At 68.5% G+C, this 17,473-nt stretch carries 8 protein-coding genes; 2 read left to right on the top strand and 6 right to left on the bottom strand.

Annotated features, from left to right (window positions below; genetic code table 11):
* Position 1: 1 nt before the first annotated feature.
* Genes NA12_RS05275 through NA12_RS05265 form a run of 3 tightly spaced genes read right to left on the bottom strand, consistent with a single transcriptional unit; the run spans position 2 to position 8,997 of the window.
* Positions 2-1,096, bottom strand: coding sequence for an SDR family oxidoreductase (locus NA12_RS05275; protein ID WP_067446629.1), 1,095 nt, complete (start codon positions 1,094-1,096; stop codon positions 2-4).
* Complete coding sequence (locus NA12_RS05270) at positions 1,093-2,379, bottom strand: SAM-dependent methyltransferase (protein ID WP_067446627.1); 1,287 nt, start codon at positions 2,377-2,379, stop codon at positions 1,093-1,095. The genes NA12_RS05275 and NA12_RS05270 overlap by 4 nt, the downstream gene beginning before the upstream one ends.
* Before the next feature lie 36 nt (positions 2,380-2,415).
* Positions 2,416-8,997, bottom strand: a complete 6,582-nt coding sequence (locus NA12_RS05265; RefSeq protein WP_067446625.1) for a type I polyketide synthase — start codon at positions 8,995-8,997, stop codon at positions 2,416-2,418.
* Positions 8,998-9,253: 256 nt separating this feature from the next.
* Between NA12_RS05265 and NA12_RS05260 the strand changes: the two genes are divergently transcribed.
* Positions 9,254-10,096, top strand: a complete 843-nt coding sequence (locus NA12_RS05260; RefSeq protein WP_132369873.1) for a hypothetical protein — start codon at positions 9,254-9,256, stop codon at positions 10,094-10,096.
* Complete coding sequence (locus tag NA12_RS05255) at positions 10,096-11,865, top strand: FAD-dependent monooxygenase (RefSeq protein ID WP_067446622.1); 1,770 nt, start codon at positions 10,096-10,098, stop codon at positions 11,863-11,865. Before NA12_RS05260 ends, NA12_RS05255 begins: the two co-directional genes overlap by 1 nt.
* Position 11,866: 1 nt before the next feature.
* Here NA12_RS05255 and NA12_RS05250 read toward each other — a convergent pair whose 3' ends face one another.
* From NA12_RS05250 to NA12_RS05240, 3 genes are read right to left on the bottom strand one after another with little or no spacing between them, the layout of a single operon-like run.
* Positions 11,867-13,105: an FAD-dependent oxidoreductase gene (locus NA12_RS05250; RefSeq protein ID WP_067446620.1), complete on the bottom strand. Its 1,239-nt coding sequence runs from the start codon at positions 13,103-13,105 to the stop codon at positions 11,867-11,869.
* Positions 13,105-16,239 (bottom strand): type I polyketide synthase, encoded by a 3,135-nt coding sequence (locus NA12_RS05245; protein ID WP_067446618.1) that lies wholly within the window; start codon positions 16,237-16,239, stop codon positions 13,105-13,107. The genes NA12_RS05250 and NA12_RS05245 overlap by 1 nt, the downstream gene beginning before the upstream one ends.
* The gene (locus NA12_RS05240; RefSeq protein WP_067446615.1) at positions 16,227-17,105 is read right to left on the bottom strand and encodes a menaquinone biosynthetic enzyme MqnA/MqnD family protein; all 879 of its coding nucleotides are present in this window, start codon (positions 17,103-17,105) and stop codon (positions 16,227-16,229) included. The genes NA12_RS05245 and NA12_RS05240 overlap by 13 nt, the downstream gene beginning before the upstream one ends.
* Positions 17,106-17,473: the final 368 nt, after the last annotated feature.

The raw sequence follows: 17,473 nt of genomic DNA, 5'->3' as shown, positions 1-17,473 counted from the left end.
GTCAGTCCAGACTCGCCACGATGAAATCCTTGTCCACCAGCGGATCCGGGCACAGCAGATCGAGTTCGGTGAGGCCGGTCACGTCGTATTCGCGGCTGATGGTGGCCCAGCTGAGGTACGCCGCGAAGTCGTCCATCAGCCCGAACTCGGACATCATCGCGCGCTCCTGCTCGGAGAAGATCTCCATGCCCTGTTCGGCCAGATACAGCGAGATCCCGAAGTACTCGGAGAAGGCCTCAGCGACCGTGGTGAGCGCGACGTCGACCTGATTGACGATGTGATAGAACGACAATGCCCGCGGTGGCCGTCGACGCACGACCTCCAGCATCGCGAAGGCCGCGTGGTCGACCGGAATGAGGTTGGTCTTGCTCTCCTTGGTCACCAGCGGAATCGGCACCGCCTCGCCGCTTTCGCCCAACACCATCTGGGCTACGTCGAACAGTGACTTTCCAACCCTGGCCGCCGCCTGGAGCGGATGGGGCGGGCACCCCCGGTAGCGCGGTGAGCGCGCGATCAACCCGCTGGGACGGAAGATGACGGCGGGCCGGCCGGTGTCTCGCGACCAGTCGCAGACGATTCGTTCGGCCTCGAACTTGGAGCGTTCGTACAGGGAGTTGAATTCGGTCGGTTCCGCGCGCACCTCCTCTTCCCGGACGATGCCCCGCTGCTGGGACCCGACCACGGAGACCGTGCTGGTGTGGCACAGCGTCGGTTGGCGGATACCGGCCGATGCCAGTGCCGTCACGGCCTGCGCACCAGCGACATTGGTGCGCAACACCTGTTCGTCGTCCCGGAACGAGGTGCTGCCGCCGCAGTGCCAGATGATGTCGATCGAGTCTGCCAGCTTCTGGAAGACCCTCTCAGACAGCCCCATTCGGGGTCGTTCCAGATCGATGTCGACCACCCGCAACCCGCGCAACAGCCGGGTGCGCTCGGCTTCGCCGACGCCGGAGTGGAGCAGGAATTCGGCGATCCGGTCCACCGCCGGACGCTGCCCGGCCCGCCCCAGCGCGATCACCTGCTCATCGCGCTCGAGCAGCAGCCGGACCAGTCGCAGCCCGAGGAAACCGGTACCGCCGGTCACCGCGGCGGTCATCGGGTCACCGCCGATTCGGGGCGGGCGAGCAGCACGTGATTGGCCCCGGTCCATCCAAGGTGGCAGCCGGCCGAGCCGGTAGCGAGGAAAAGCTGCCAGGCACGGGTCTTCTCGACGCCGACCGCCCGGACCGCGGCGTCCCAGTTGGCCTCCAGATTGGCCAGCCATGCGTCGTAGGTCGGGGCATAGTGCCGACGCAGGCTCTCGACCTCGACTACCTCCAGTCCCGCTCGTTCGAACGAGATCACCGATTCGCCGAGCGAACGCAGGTTCAGCTCGGGAAAGATGTAGCGGCGCAGGAAGGGCGAATCCTGGTATTTGCGCCCGGTCTCGGAGACACAGACATCGTGGCTCAGCGCCCGGCCACCGGGTCTGAGCAGATCGTGCAACATCTGCGCGTAGCGACGCTGCTGGCGTCGGTTCAGATGTTGGCTGACCGCGATCCCGGCGATGGCGTCGAATTGCCCGTCGGTCACGTCGACGGCGTTGCCGAGCCGGATCGAGATGCGATCGCCCAGCCCCGCGGCTTCGACACGGCGGCGGGTGTACTCGGCCTCGTCGCAGGACAAGGTGACGCCCACCGATCTGGTGCCGTAGTGCTCGGCCGCGTGGACGAGCAAACTGCCCCATCCGCACCCGATATCGAGCAGGGTGGTGCCGGGACCCAATCGCAATTTCCGACAGATCTGATCGAGTTTGGCGGCCTGGGCCGCCTCCAGATCGTCCGGCTGCGCGAGATCGGGCCAGTACGCGCTCGAGTAGACCATGGACGGGCCGAGGATCAGGCGGTAGAAATCGTCACCGAGATCGTAGTGGTGGCGTACCGCCTGCGCGCCGCTGCGCAGTCGCCACCGCGCCAGCTCCACCGCCGGATGTGGGAGAGGGCGCCACGCCCGTCCGGCCCGCAACGCCCATGCCGCGAGCGACAGCACGCCACGGACCCGGACCGGCAGGTCCCGCCACAGGCCCTGGGCCCAATCGGCGTCGTCGGCAGTGAGCGCGCCGGCCTGCAGGAATTCCGTCACCGATCCCTCCACCCGCAGTTCACCCGTCACGAACGCGCGGGCCAGGCCCAGGTCATCGGGCCGCAATATCATTCGGCGCAGCGCATTCGGTGAACCCAGCAGCGCCGTCGGCGCATCGGTCCGTCCGGCGCGGCTACCGTCCCACAGGCGCAACCCGAACCTGGCTCTGGTACCGGTGAGGCGTTCGAATCCGTCCAGCAGGATCGAGGCCGATCCCGTCGACTCCTCGCTGTTCGCGGGCGCTGTGCTCGGAACCATCGGTGTCCTCCTTCGTCCGTGGCGGCTGCCGTGTCGTTACTGGTCGTCGCCGTCGAGCATCGCGATGATCGCGTCGTCGTCGGCAGTGTCCAGATCGGTGGTGCTGAGCGTGCGCGACGCCGCTTCTGCGGGGACCGTGTGCAATCCGCGCACGCCGGCCAGGATCCGGTCCACCGCCGCCGAGGGGACGGTCCGGTTCGGGTGCACTTCGGCCAGACGCGCGAGCAACAGGTCGATCTCGGTCAGGATGGGCTCGGTGAGTTCGTCGTCCTCGGGCGTGATCTGACCGCGAATGAACTCCGCCAGCGCGGCAGGCGTCGGATAGTCGAAGATGACCGTGGTCGACATCTTCGCGCCGCCGGCCGTCGCCTTGAGCCGGTTGCGCAGCTCGACCGCGCTGAGTGAGTCGAAACCCATGTCCAGGAATTTCTGGTCCGCGTCGACCACGTCGGGGCCGCTGTGCCCGAGTACGGCGGCGATGTGTCCCTTGATCAGGTCCAGTACCACGGTGTACTGCTCCTTCTCGGACAACCCGACCAATTTCTTGGCCAGCGCACCCGCGTCGAAGCCACGGGTGTCCACGCGCCTGCGGGTGGTGAGCAGTCCCCGCAGCAACGGCGGCAGTTCCGCCAGACCCGACGCGGTCCGTAGGGCTCCGATATCGATCTTCGTGGTGAGGGTGTGCGGCTTGCCGAGCAGCCGGGCCGCGTCGTACACCGACAGGGCCAGCGGCGTCGGCATGGCCTGGAAGCCGCCACGGTTGATTCGGGACAGATCGGCCGCGTTGAGTGTGCCGGTCAGGCCGGTGGCTTGCTCCCACAGGCCCCACGCCATCGAGGTCGCCGGCAGACCGCGGTGCCGGCGGTGTTGGGCCAGCGAGTCGAGGAAGGTGTTGGCCGCCGCGTAGTTGGCCTGGGCCGGCGCGCCCAATGCCCCTGCCGCGGAGGAGAACACGATGAAGTCCGTCAGATCCAGATCGCTGGTGTGCCGGTGCAGGTTCCAGGCGCCGTCGACCTTGGCGGGCAGCACCGACTCCAGCTGCCCGGCGTTCATCGTGGTGAACAACGCGTCGTCGAGCGTGCCCGCGGCGTGCACCACCGTGCCGAGGGGATGCTCGGCCGGGATCGCCGCGAGCAGGCTCCGTACAGCTGCACTGTCGGCGGTGTCGCAGGCCGCGACCGTGACCTGCGCGCCGAGCTCGCTCAGCTCCCGTACCAGGTCCGCGGTGCCGGGCGCGGAGGATCCACTGCGGCTGGTCAACAGCAGGTGGCGCAGGCCGTGTTCGGTCACCAGGTGCTTGGCGAGCAGACCGCCGATGGTGCCGGTGCCGCCGGTGATCAGGACCGTGCTCGCCGGGTCGCGTGGCGCGGGCCAGGTCATGATCACCTTGCCGATGTGGCGCGCCTGGCTCAGGAAGCGCAGCCCCTCGCGGGCGTTGCGAACGTCCCAGGTGGTGACGGGCGGCGGGGTGAGGACACCGGAGGCGAACAGCGTGGCGAGTTCGGCGAGAATCTCCTGGAGCCGATCCAGGCCGGCCTCGATCAGGACGAAGGATCGGTATTCGACGCCAGGATGCGCGGCCGCGACGGCATCGGGCTGTCGGACATCCACCAGACCCATTTCGACGAATCGTCCACCATGGGGCAGCAGCCGCAAGGAGGCGTCCACGAATTCGCCTGCCAGACAGTCGAGTACGACGTCCATACCGGCGCCGTCGGTCTGCGCCAGGAATTTCGATTCGAACTCGACCGTGCGCGAGTTCCCGATGTGCTGATCATCGAATCCGTTGTCGCGCAAGGTATCCCACTTGGGCGTGCTGGCGGTGGCGTAGATCTCGGCACCGAAGTGGCGCGCCAGCTGTACCGCGGCCGTACCGACCCCGCCGGTGGCGGCGTGGATCAGCAGCTTCTCCCCGGCGCGCAGACCGGCGAGGTCGTGCAGGGCGTAGTACGCGGTGAGATACACCGCGGGCACCGCGGCGGCCTGGGCGAAACTCCAGCCCAGCGGGATGCGCGTCACCAACCGCTGATCGGTGACGACGGTGCTGGCCATCGCCGCGAACATGCCCATCACTCGATCCCCGGGTGCGAAATCGGTGACGTCGGCGGCGACTTCGACGACGACACCGGCGCCCTCACCGCCCAGCGCGGCGCTCTCGTCCGGATACATGCCGAGGCAGATGAGCACATCACGAAAGTTCACGCCCGCCGCGCGCAGCGCCACCCTGATCTGCCCGTCGGCCAGCGGCGCCGCCGCCAGTTCGGGTGCCAGTGCGACGATCTCGACATTGTCGAGGGTGCCGCGCTCGGTGATGGCGAGTTGCCATTGTTCCTCGGTGATATCGATGGGGTTCGGCGACGCCTCCACCCGCGCCAGCCGTCGTCCGTACAGGACACCGCGTCGCAGGACCGCTTCCGGCTCGTCGCAGGCCAGGACCGCGGCGACGGTTTCCACCGTGCACGGTTCGGTTCCCACGTCGAGTTGGGTGATACGTCCCGGGTTCTCGGTCTGCGCGCTGCGCATCATGCCCCAGGCCGTGGCCGCGACCAGATCGGTGATGTCCTCGCTGCTCTCGACCGCCACCACCGAGCGCGTGGTGACGATCAGCGTCGCCCCGCTCAGCGTGCTCTCGGCGAGCACGGCCTGTCCCTGCCCGAGTACCCAGGCCAGTTCGTCGCGGATCGCGCGCGGCAGGTCGCCACCGGCCGCTGACCCTCCGACGGGCAGGAGGATCGCCTCCGGCGCCCGCACGTCGTCGCCGAGGGCCGCTACCAGCGCGGCGACATCCGGATACGCCGGAATCCGCACTCCGTCCGCGGATTCGAGAAGGCCGCGCACCGGGCTCTCGTCACCGCTGCCGAGCACCACCCACGCACCCGAGCGGGCCGGAACCTTGAGCGTGCGCGCGCTCACCGGGACCCATTCGATGCCGAACAGCGAATCCTGGGGTCGCGTCCCGTCCTGTTCGCCGCGCAACTTGTCGGCCGATACCTCGAGCAGGACCAGCGAATCGACAGTGGCGACGGTCATCCCGGCGACATCGGCGAGCGTGACCGACACCCGATCAGGCCCGGCCAGGCTCAGGCGCACCCGCAGCGCGGTCGCGCCGACCGCGTGCAGGGTGACGCCCTCCCACGCGAACGGAAGTCGCAAAGTACCGGAATCGTCGGTGGGAAGAAAAGCCTCCAGCCCACCGCACGCCTGGATGGCGGCGTCGAGCAGGGCCGGATGCAATCCGAATTGCGCGACCTCCGCGTCGCGCTCCTGGGGCAGCGCCACCTCGGCGAACACGTCGTCGCCGCGACGCCACACCGCGTCGAGGCCGCGGAACAGCGGGCCGTATTGGTAGCCGAGCTCAGCGAGGCGCTCGTAGGAGCCGGTCAGGTCGACCGGCGTGGCGCCGACCGGGGGCCAGACCGAAAGACCTTGGGCCGCACTGGCTCGGCCGATATCGACGGGCGTGACCGTGCCTTCGGCGTGGGTCGTCCACGGTCTGGTCTCATCCAGCGCGTCGGCGTCGGTGTCGAGCCGGGAATGGATGGAGATGCCCCGGTCGCCGGACTCGCGCGAGTCGGTGACCACGATCTGTATCTGCACCCCGCCCTGCTCGGGCAGCATCAGCGGGGCCATCATCGTGAGTTCCTCGACCTTGGCGCAGCCGAGCCGCTCACCCGCGTACAGCGCCAGCTCCACCAGCGCGGCTCCGGGCACGAGGACGGTGCCAAGTACCGCGTGGTCGGCGAGCCAAGGGTGTGTTCGCAGCGAAAGACGCGAGGTGAACACCGTGCGGTCACCGTCGGGTAGAGCCAAGACCGCGGCCAGCAGCGGATGGCCCACTTCGCCGACGCCGAGACTGCCCGCGTCGCCCGTGGGTGCGGACATCTCGACCCAGTAGCGTTCCCGCTGGAAGGCGTAGGTGGGCAGTTCGACCCGTTGCCGAGGCGTGGGGTAGAGCTGAGTCCAGTCCACCGGCACGCCACGGACGAACGCCTCGGCCAGCGAGGTGAACAACCGGGCGGGCCCGCCTTCTTCACGGCGCAGCGAACCGGTGACGACGAACCCGTCAGGATCGGCCTCCGCGATCTCGAGGGTGTCCGCGATGGCGGGCACGAGGACCGGGTGCGGGCTCATCTCCAGGAACGCCCGGTATCCGCGCTGGTACATCTCGCGGGTGGTGCGTTCGAATTTCACCGGCAGTCGCAGGTTGCGATACCAGTAGTCGGCATCGAGGCCGTCGGTGTCGATCGGTTCGGCGCTCACCGTTGAGCAGAACTCGACACCGGTGTTGTGCGCGGCGATGTCGGCCAGATCGGACACGATGCGGTCGCGCAGGGCCTCCACCTGCTGTGAGTGCGAGGCGTAGTCGACGGGAATCCGATGGGTGCGGATCTCGAGCGGCACACAGGCGGCCGTGAACTCGTCCAGCGCGGTGGGCTCACCGGAGATCACCGTGGCGGTCGGGCCGTTGAGGGCGGCCACCCCGATGCGCTCGGCCCACGGCGCCAGCAGTTCCCTGGTGCGGTCGGCGTCCGCGCCCACCGAGACCATGCCGCCGGTGCCCGCGAGCGCGACGATCGCCTTGCTGCGCAGGGTGACGATGCGCGCGGCGTCTTCCAGCGAGATAGCGCCGGCCACGTAGGCCGCCGCTATCTCGCCCTGGGAATGTCCGATGACACCGTCGGGCTCGACCCCGAACGAACGCCAGACGGCCGCGAGCGAGACCATCATCGCGAACAGCGCGGGCTGCACCACGTCGACGCGGTCCAGGCTTGGCGCGTCCGCGCCGCCGGTCAGTACCTTGCGCAGTGACCAGTCGACGAAGGGCGCGAACGCGCGCTCGCACGCGTCGATGTGCTCGGCGAATACCGCCGAGCCGGACAGCAACTCGGTCGCCATACCCACCCACTGGGCGCCCTGTCCGGGGAACACGAACGCGATTTTTCCCTTGGCCGAGGCACGGCCGTGAACCACGCGATCGTGTATCGCGTCGGCGGCCCTGGCTTCGAGACCGGCCAGCAACTCCGACCGGTCCCGCCCGATCACCACGGCGCGCTGTTCGAACAGCGCCCTGGTGGTCAGCAGCGAGTAGGCGACATCGTCGACATCGGTGTCGGCGGCAGCGGCACCGAGCCGCTTCGCCTGCGCGGACAGCGCTTCGGGCGAACGGCCCGACACCACCCAGGCGCGGTGTGTCGGCACGGTCGCGAGCGGGTCGATGTCGGTGGAAATGTCGTGCTCCGGAGCCTGTTCCAGGATGACATGGGCGTTGGTGCCGCTGACGCCGAAGGCCGATACCGCGGCACGGCGTGGGTGGTCGGCATCAGGCCACGGCCCGGTCGCGGTGGCCAGCGCCAGGTGTCCTGTGCTCCAGTCCACGTGCGGCGTCGGCTCGTCCACGTGCAGCGACGCGGGCAGCACGCCGTGGCGGAAGCTCTCGATCATCTTGATCACGCCGGCGACTCCGGCGGCGGCCTGGGTGTGCCCGATATTGGATTTCACCGAACCGACCCAGGCCGGATCACCGTCGCCACGTTGGCCATAGGTGTCGAGCAGCGCTTCGGCCTCGATCGGGTCGCCGAGGGAGGTTCCGGTGCCGTGTGCCTCGATGACCTCCACCTCGGCGGGGCTCAGCCGGGCATCCTCGAGCGCCTGCCGGATGACCTTGCGCTGTGCCAGTCCGTTGGGCGCGGCCAGTCCGTTGCTGGCGCCGTCCTGATTGACCGCGCTGCCCCGGACCACAGCGAGCACCGGGTGGCCGTTGCGCTGGGCGTCGGACAGGCGCTCCAGGATCAGGGTGCCCGCGCCCTCGCCGACGCCGAATCCGTCAGCTGCCTTGCCGAACGGCTTGCACCGTCCGTCCGGTGCGAGCGCGCCCTGCTGGCAGAACCCAGCGAAGATGCCGGGCGTCGCCATGACGGTCACGCCACCGGCGACGGCAAGGCTCGATTCGCCGCGGCGCAACGACTGGCAGGCCAGATGGATCGCGACCAGCGACGAGGAGCAGGCGGTGTCGACGGACAGCGCGGGGCCTTCGAGTCCCAGCGCGTAGGCGACTCGTCCGGAGGTCACGCTGCCGGTGACCCCGAGCATCAGGTACCCGGGATCGAGATCGGCGTCGGTGCCGGCTCGCGCGGCGTAGTCCCCGGAGACCACGCCCGCGAAAACACCGGTGCGACTGCCGCGCAAATCGGAGGGATCGATGCCCGCGCGCTCGAGCGCCTCCCAGGTGGTCTCGAGCAGCAGTCGCTGCTGAGGGTCGAGGGCCGGTGCCTCACGCGGACTGATCCCGAAGAACGCCGCGTCGAAATCGCCTGCGCTGTGCACGAATCCGCCGTCGCGCACGTAGGATTTGCCGGGCGAATCAGGGTTGGGATCATAGAGATCCTCCACGTCCCAGCCGCGATCGGTAGGGAACGGCTCGATCGCGTCGCGCTCATCGATCACCAGCTGCCAGAGATCCTCGGGCGTGGAGATGCCGCCCGGATACCGGCACGCTGTTCCGATGATGGCGATCGGCTCGTGGTCCTTGGATTCGAACTCCTTGAGCTGGCGGCGCGCGTTGGTCAGATCGACAGCGGCTCGCTTGAGATGGGTACGCAGTTCTTCTTCCGTGGCCATTGTTTGTTCCCTTCTGGACCGGAACGCGGCCTGGTGCTGTCGATGTCGGGCGAACCGAACGCTGGTCGAGCACTGCCGCTGCGGAGTCAGGCGAACTGTCCCAGCGTCGGATAGGAGTGGAAAACCCCTAGCTGTCCCCTAACCGGCAGGTAGGGGAAGCGACTAGGGGTTTGCGGGGCGAGCGTGGATCACCACAATCGGCGAGGGCACGGTTTCGACTGCCGGTCGGCTTCTTCCGGCTGAGAGGGGTATCCCTATGCGCCAGCATCCATCACCATCTGTACGCGGACCGCTGTTGTCGGCGGTGTGCGCGCTGCTGCTCGCGACAGTCGGTCACAGCGTCGCCGCCGCGGCTCCGGCTTCCGCCGATCCGCCGCGGTGCGGTCCGCAAGCCCGCACCGCGTCGCTGGAAAACGATCGCGATCTGGTGCGCAATCGGCTCGGACCGCTGCGGACTCTGCGCGGCCCAGCGGATCTGGCCGCGGTGTCGCTGGCGGGTTGGACGCCGCTGTCGCACGGTGTCGTCAGCTACGCGGGGATGGGCATGGTCTTGGCGGATCCGGTGCTGTCGGTCGAGCTGATGGCGAATTCGATCGAAGGCCTCGCCGCCGATCTCCCCGCGCCGCGCACGGTCACGGCGGGTAAGCCCGCGACGCTGTTCTATCGGTCGCTGGCAACCGGTGCCGATCTCGGTGATCCGGTCGAGGCCGACTACCCGTACGAACTGGCCGGGTGGGGCCATCTGGCCGAATACACCCCGGGTGTCTATCCCGTGTCGACGTCGCTGTGTCTCGACCCCACCGACTGGTTCATTCACGAGCGTGGCGTCCACGCGCTCCCGTCCTTCGACATGATCTGCCTGCCGCCTCCGGAGACGATCCGGGGCGGCGCCACCGGCGCGCTCCAACCGATCACTCCCGCCCCGTTCGGCATTCCCCATCCCAGGCTGTGGGATACCCACATCTGGCTGCATCCGGACGGCGGCGTGCCGACCACCGCCATCCTCGACGACGTCGAGGAGGTGGCCGGTGCGGCTTGGAAGCCCCACGACGGCTTCTATTTTCCCGGGCAGGCGCCCGGAACCGGAGGGCACCACTGATGACGAATCTCGATGTCGCGGTACTGATCGTGGGCGGCGGTGGCTGTGGTCTGTCGGCCTCGATCTTCCTGGCGAACCTCGGCGTGGACCATCTGCTGGTCGAACGACGTTCGGACACCTCGCAGTTGCCGAAAGCGCACTACCTGAGTCAGCGCACGATGGAGCTGTACCGCCAGCACGGGGTCGCCGAGCCCATCGTGGGCCAGGGAGCTCCGCTCGACAAGTTCGGCAAGGTCTGCTGGCAGACCTCGCTCGGTGGTGGCGGGCCGCTGGACGGCAGGATCATCCACGAACTGGACGCCTTCGGCGCGGGGGCGCTGGAACAAATCTATCGCGCCGACAGCCCGAGTACGGCGACGAACCTGCCGCAGGTCCGCCTCGAGCCGGTGCTGCGCCGCGAAGCCGAACAGCGGTCACCGGGTCGGGTGCGATTCGGCTGCGAGATGACCGGCTGGACCTCCGACGCCGACGGCGTCACCGCACAGTTGCGCGACAACGACAGCGGCCGTGAGTATTCGGTGCGGGCCAGGTATCTGATCGCGGCCGACGGTGGCCGCACCGCCGCGGCCCGGGCCCGCATCCACATGGATGGGCTTCGCCAGGTCCACAACGTCTCGACCGTGCACTTCTCCGCCGACCTGTCGCCGTGGCAGCGCGACGGCGCGCTGCTCACCTACTTCATCAGCCCCGACAATCCCGCGCACACCGGCTCTGTCCTGGTGCAGATGGGCCCGACCTGGGGCAGGTTCTCCGAGGAATGGGGCATGCACTTCACGGCCGACCGTAGCGATGCCGCGCTCCAGGATCCGGCCGCTGTCGCCGATCGGATCCGGGAGATTCTCGGGTTGCCGGATCTGGATCTGCTCGTGCACCGCACGAGCAACTGGGCGATCGACGCGGTGCTGGCCTACCGCTACCGGGCCGGGCGGGTCTTCCTCGCCGGTGACGCGGCGCACCGCATGCCGCCCGCGGCGGGACTCGGACTCAACACCGCGATCCAGGACGCGCACAACCTCGCCTGGAAGCTGGCCGCGGTGGAGTCGGGCTGGGCCGGCGAGGACCTGCTGGATACCTACGAGTCCGAGCGCAGGCCGGTGGGTCGGCGAAACCTGGACTGGGCGCTCGGCATTCTCACCAACTCGCAGGTCATCTTGGACGCGGCGCTGGGGCTCGGACCACATGTGCCACGCATCGCGCGAAAATTGTTCTTCCACAACTACTTCGAGGACAGCGATCGCGGCGCGACCCAGCGGGCCCGCGCGGCCGACATACTCGGAACCCACCGGACCGACTGCCAGGCACACGATCTGGAGCTCGGCGTGGCCTACACCGAGGGCGCGTTGTGCCCCGACGGCACCGCCGCGTGGCCGCCTTCCCCGATGGGCGATATCTACCGGCCGACCACTCGTCCCGGCCATCGATTGCCGCACGCCTGGCTGCATCGGGACGGACTGCGCCATTCAACATTGGATCTGGCGGGTACGGGCGCCTTCGGCGTGATCACCGACGAGGCCGGTGACGCGTGGGTGCGCGCCGCCGAGCAGGTCGGCGGCGAGCTCGGAGTGCCGGTCGTGTCTGCCCGGATCAGTGAGCTCGCCGAGGGGGACTGGCACGATCGGGACCGAATCTGGGCCTCGCTCAGTGGGCTCCAGACCGGGGGCGCGATCCTGGTGCGTCCGGATCATCATGTCGCGTGGCGCTCGCGTGGCGCGGTCGCCGATCCCGTCGGCGAACTCGCGGCGGTTCTGCGCGCGGTTCTGCGACGCTGAGTCAATCGCCCAACCGCGCACCCTGCGCGAGCAGCAGGCCTTGGACGGCGACGGCGGACAGTTCGGCGGGGCTCGCGGCGACCAGCGCCGCCGCGACTCCCGCTGCCTGCCCGGTCGCGAAAGCCGTACCCATGACCCGCAGCGACGCACCGGCCTGCCGGTCGCCGTCGACGACCCGGCCGGCGCCGAAGAGGTTCACGGTGTCGGCGCTGCGCAGGGTGCGCAACGGAATGTCGTAGTGTCCGTCGTCGGCGATGAACTGCCACTCGGCGGGCTCGCCCGCGACCGCGTGGTACTCTGCGGGCCACGCGCCCAACCCGATGACGTCGTGGAATCTGGCGCCGGACAGTATCTCTCGTCCCGACAGCGCGTAGCGGCCGACCAGATGCCGCGATTCGCGGGTGCCGATCTCCGGCCCGGTGCTGACGATATGTGCCCCGGCCCAGCCGGGTACCGCGCGCAGGGCCTCCAGATACGTTCTGGCCCGCCTACGTGAGCGGACCTGCGCCCGCGCGGTATCCAGCGCGTCCCTCGCGTCGTAGCCCTCATCGATCAGGTAGGCGATGACATCGCCGGAGACCGGCAGACGTGCGATCAGGCCGCAGGCCGCGTCTATCTCCGCGCGGTGCGCTCGTGCCAGCGTCGCGGCGATGGTGCCACGGGACAGATCCGCGTCCGCGCCCACGCCGCCGAATCGGACGCCGAGTGTTCCGTTCTGGACTCGGCCGTTGTTGCCGTAGCGGATCGCGGCACCGGCGAAGACGGCCAGATCCGCTTCACCGGTCGCATCGACGAAGGCCGCCGCGCCGATGGTGTGGATACCCTGATGGTCGGCCAACCGGACCGAGCGGATCGTCGCGCCCACCCTCTGCGCGCCGATCACCTGGCTGTGCAGCCGCACGTCCACGCCGGCCCGCGCGCACAACTCGTCGAGGACACATTTGACCGCCTCGGGATCGAAAACCACAGCGACGGAAGTGAATCGAGTGGGCTCGGTAACCGCCTCCATGGCGCGCAGCCCGTGCAGCACCTCATCAGCGATGCCGAAGACCGCCTGCTCGGGTGGATCGGCTCGGGTGTACAGACCGCAGTAGGTCAACACGTTGCGCAGTGTGGCCGCGCCACCCAGACACGGCCCGCGTTCGATCAACAACACGCGTGCTCCGGTCCGCGCCGCCCCGACTGCCGCGGCGACACCCGCCGACCCGCCGCCGGCGACGACGACGTCATAACGCTGCACTATCCCTCCTGTGCCTGTTCCAGCACCAGATGCGCGTTGGTTCCGCTGATGCCGAACGAGGAGACAGCCGCGGATCTCGGCCGCCCGGTGACCGGCCACGCGGTCGGCCGGGTGGTGAGTCTGATGCCCGAGCTGGACCAATCCAGATGTGGCGTAGGCGGTTCCGCGTGCAGGGTGGCCGGTACGGTGCCACGCCGCATCGCCTCGATCATCTTGATCGCACCGGCGACCCCGGCCGCGGCCTGGGTGTGCCCGATATTGGACTTGACCGAGCCGAGCAGGAGCGGTCGCTCGGATGGCCGCGACCGGCCGTAGGTCGCCGACAGCGCCTGTACCTCGATCGGGTCGCCGAGCGTGGTGCCGGTGCCGTGTGCCTCGACCACGTCGATGTCGGCGGCCGTCAGACCGGCGTCGGCCAGAGCTCGCTGGATCACCCGCCGCTGGGCCGAGCCGTTCGGCGCGCTCAGGCCGTTGGAGGCGCCGTCCTGGTTCACCGCTGTACCGCGGATCACCGCCAGCACGGTGCGGCCCTGGCGCCGTGCCTCGGAGAGGCGTTGTAGCACAAGGACTCCCGATCCCTCGGCGAACGCGGTGCCGTCCGCGGCTGCCGAGAAGGCCTTGCATCGCCCGTCGGCGGCCAGCCCGCGCTGGCGGGAGAACTCGACGAAGACCTCGGGGGTCGACATCACCGTCGCCCCACCCGCCAACGCGAGCGAGCATTCACCGCGGCGCAGTGACTGGACGGCGAGATGGACCGCGACCAGTGACGACGAACAGGCTGTGTCAACAGTCAGCGCGGGACCGTGCAGCCCCAGGCTGTAGGCGATGCGGCCCGAGGCGACGCTCGCGGCCCGGCCGGTGGCGAGGTAGGACTGGGCCGCGCGTGGTGAGCCCGAGCCGGCGGCGCGATAGTCGTGGTACATGACGCCCGCGAATACGCCGGTGTCGGATCCGCGCAGTGTGGTCGGATCGATGCCCGCGTGTTCGATCGCCTCCCACGAGGTTTCCAGCAGCAGGCGTTGTTGTGGATCCATCACCAGTGCCTCGTTCGGCGCGATGCCGAAGAAGTGCGCGTCGAAATCCGCCGCGGTGTCGAGGAATCCGCCCGCGCAGACATAGGTGGTGCCGGGATGGTCCGGGTCCGGGTCGAACAGGACGCGCGGATCCCACCCGCGTTCGGGCGGGAACGCCGAGATGGCGTCCCCGCCGCGCGCCAGCAGCTCCCAGAATTGACGGGGTGACTCGACGCCGCCGGGGAAGCGGCAGCCGATGCCGACCACGGCGATCGGTTCGCCCGGCGCCGGCTCGATCGGGCCTGCGCCGCCGACCGCGACCGTCGTGCCTGCGCGCTGGTCGAGTATGTGCTCGACAACGCGGGTGATGGAGCTGAATTCGTAGAGGGCGGTCGTGGCGAGCTCGCAGTCGAGTGCGGTGTTGAGCCGTCTGATCAGTTCGACCGCCGCCAGCGAGCCGACACCGAGGTCGGCGAAATTCTCGTCGACCTCGGTGGGCCGTGGTGTCCGTCCGATCAGGTCGGCGACCAGCGCGGTGACCGTGGCGGTGACCTGACCGATCGCCGGTTCGCCTGCCGCGGCCGGCGTCTCGGCGACCGATGGCGTGCGAGGGACTGTTCCGTTCGTCATGGCTGTCCGCAAGGCGACCTTGTCGATCTTGCCGGTGCTGGTTCTCGGCAGCTCGGCGACCGTGACCACCTGTGCCGGAAGCTTGTACTGCGCGAGTTCGCCCGCGCAGAAGCCGCGCAACCGGCTCAGCTCGGGCGCTGTGTGCTCGGCGCTGATCACTACGGCGACGACGCGTTCGCCTGCGTGCGGGTCCGGCATGCCGATCACAGCCACTTCCGCGATGCCGGGGAATCGGGAGATCACCTGCTCCACTTCGGCCGAATAGACGTTGTCCCCGCCGACCAGGATCATGTCCTTGATCCGGTCCACCAGGCGCACCTGCGTGCGACCGTCCAGGAATCCGATATCGCCGGTGTGGAACCAGCCGTCGGCGTCGAACGGGGACCCGGTGTTGCTGGGCGGGAGCCAGTAGCCGCTGGTAACCGTCGGGCCGCGCAGGCAGATCTCGCCGAGGGCACCCACGTCGGTGAGCTCGGCGCCGGTGTCGAGGTCGACCAGGCGCAACTGGGTATAGGGCAGGACCGGCCCCACCGAATCGCCGCAGTCGCGCTGATCGGGGAGCGGCACACAGGTAGCGAAGAGGGTCTCGGTGAGTCCGTAGGCCTGCTGGAGCACCAGGCCGCGCGCACGGTAGGCATCGGAGAGCCCACCATGAGCGGGAGCGCCCGCGGTGACGGCCACCCGCACCCCGGTGAAGTCGGCCGCGCCGAACCCCGGCAGCGTGGTGGCTGCCTGATACATGGCGGGGACGGCGAAGACGGTCGTCACGCGGCCCGAGGTGAGATCGGCCAGGAACTGTTCGGGGACGAAGGCGCGCCGCACGAGCGCGGTCGCTCCGCGCAGCAACCCGCGCAGCAGGAAGCAACCGAACGTCGCGGTGTGGAACATGGGTGCCACCACGAGTGTCACATCCTGGGAGGTGACGGGCGCCGCCAGATCCATGTTGACGCCGTTCCACCAGAGCGCGCCGTGGGTGATCCGCACGCCCTTGGGTCGACCGGTGGTACCGGAGGTGTAGGCCAGCATGGCGAGATCGTCCTCGCCGAGGACGATCGGCTCCGTGGACTCGGCGCCGGACACACGCTCGATCGTGTCCGGGTCGATGAGAACGGGGCGGGGGACGAGCTCCGCGATCGCCTCGTGTGCGTGTGCGTGCCGGTCGTGTTCGGCGACAAGCGCTTCGGGTCGGCAGTCCGCCAGTACGCCCGCCACCTCGGTCACCTCGAGCCGGGAGTTCACCGGAACGAAAACCGCTCCCAGCCGGGCACAGGCCAGATAGGTGGCGACGAAGGAAGCGCAGTTGCCACCGAGAAAACCGACCCGGTCGCCTGGCCCGATGCCCGATTCGGCGAGGTGGGCGGCGAACGCGCCGACGCGACTCGACAGTTCGCGATAGGTGACATCGTCGGCGCCGTCCACCGACAGCGCGATCCGCTCACCCGCGAGGGCGGCCAGCGCCGAGACGCGCCGGGCCGGACTCAGATCGACCATGACAGATCCCGTGGCACACGAGCGTCGAGAGTCCTCGGCAAACCGGCGCGGCGCGCGAATTCGGCGATGCCCGCGTACTGCCGGTCGCCGAGATCGTAGTTCAGCGCGTGGGTGTAGTACCGCCGGAGCAACTCGGCGTCGAAGTCCTCCCAGCGCGCGATCCGTTGGCTGACCTCGTCGATCTCGGTCAGTGCCAGGTCGCGGGCTTCGACCAGCGCGGCATGCACCTCCGAGACCAGTTCGGGTGCCCGGGCGGCGAATTCGCGTCGGGCAGCGATCACGGCGAAGACGAAGGGATGTCCGGTCCACTCCCGCCACATCTGGCCGAGATCGTGCACCGTGAGCGAGGATCGCGTCGACCCGAGGGTGGCTACCCGCAGGGCCGCGTCGCCGATCAGCACCGCCGCCGAGGCCGCGTCCAGCATGGATTCGAGATCGGGTTTACAGCTGAAGTATTCGGCGTGTACGCCGACCATTTCACCGAGCACCAACTGGGCCAGCCGAATTGAGGTCCGGCTTTCCGAGCCGAGTGCGACGCGCGCACCGCCCAGTTCTTCCAACGGCACCTGGCTCACGATGACGCACGACATCACCGGGCCGTCGCTGCCGATAGCAATTTCGGACAATGGAACCAGCAATTCTTGGTGCTGTAAAAAATCGGCCAGGCTTACCGGGCCGATATCCAGGCGGCCTTCGAGAATTTCTTTTCCGAGGACATCGGGTGTGCCCTTCACCAAATCTATATCGATTAATTTCCCGGTGCGCGCCAATCCCCAGAGCAGTGGCGCGCAATTCAAGTAGCTGATGTGGCCTACGCGCGGTCGTGCCTGCCGGACACGTAGGGGTGTCAGGATGCTCTCAGTCATGATTCCTCCACGTTCACCATGGACTGTGAGGTGCGGCTGTCATAACCCCTAGTCGGGTCCCGGATATCCCCTATCGCAATAGAGAACGAACCAGTTGGTTCACTTTTGTGCCATGGACTTCCACGGCCGGTCGCTGTCAAGGGATCCGACTGGTCGATCGCACCGTCTTTTATTGACGCATCAGTAAGGAGGCTGATAGTAACGTGCACAGGTAGGCTCCGTTGCAGGGCTGCGAGTTTGGGGGAGTCATGGTGCAATGGACATCCGGTTGGCACGCGGAGAAATCGTCCATTCGACATATGCTGAATTACCAGCGGTCGGATGCTTCGGCGAATCGTCGGCTACTGGGTGGCCTATTCAACAGCGAT

The sequence above is a fragment of the Nocardia alba NBRC 108234 genome (assembly GCF_001612665.1).
GTDB classification, from domain to species: domain Bacteria; phylum Actinomycetota; class Actinomycetes; order Mycobacteriales; family Mycobacteriaceae; genus Nocardia; species Nocardia alba.
Note: the sequence above shows the minus strand (reverse complement) of the source record. Positions and strands in the feature narration are given on the sequence as shown.

Bases quoted from the DNA above. Each gene is read 5' to 3' on its own strand.
- NA12_RS05275 (WP_067446629.1), bottom strand. From the start codon at position 1,096: ATGACCGCCGCGGTGACCGGCGGTACCGGTTTCCTCGGGCTGCGACTG.
- NA12_RS05270 (WP_067446627.1), bottom strand. From the start codon at position 2,379: ATGGTTCCGAGCACAGCGCCCGCGAACAGCGAGGAGTCGACGGGATCG.
- NA12_RS05265 (WP_067446625.1), bottom strand. From the start codon at position 8,997: ATGGCCACGGAAGAAGAACTGCGTACCCATCTCAAGCGAGCCGCTGTC.
- NA12_RS05260 (WP_132369873.1), top strand. From the start codon at position 9,254: ATGCGCCAGCATCCATCACCATCTGTACGCGGACCGCTGTTGTCGGCG.
- NA12_RS05255 (WP_067446622.1), top strand. From the start codon at position 10,096: ATGACGAATCTCGATGTCGCGGTACTGATCGTGGGCGGCGGTGGCTGT.
- NA12_RS05245 (WP_067446618.1), bottom strand. From the start codon at position 16,239: ATGGTCGATCTGAGTCCGGCCCGGCGCGTCTCGGCGCTGGCCGCCCTC.
- NA12_RS05240 (WP_067446615.1), bottom strand. From the start codon at position 17,105: ATGACTGAGAGCATCCTGACACCCCTACGTGTCCGGCAGGCACGACCG.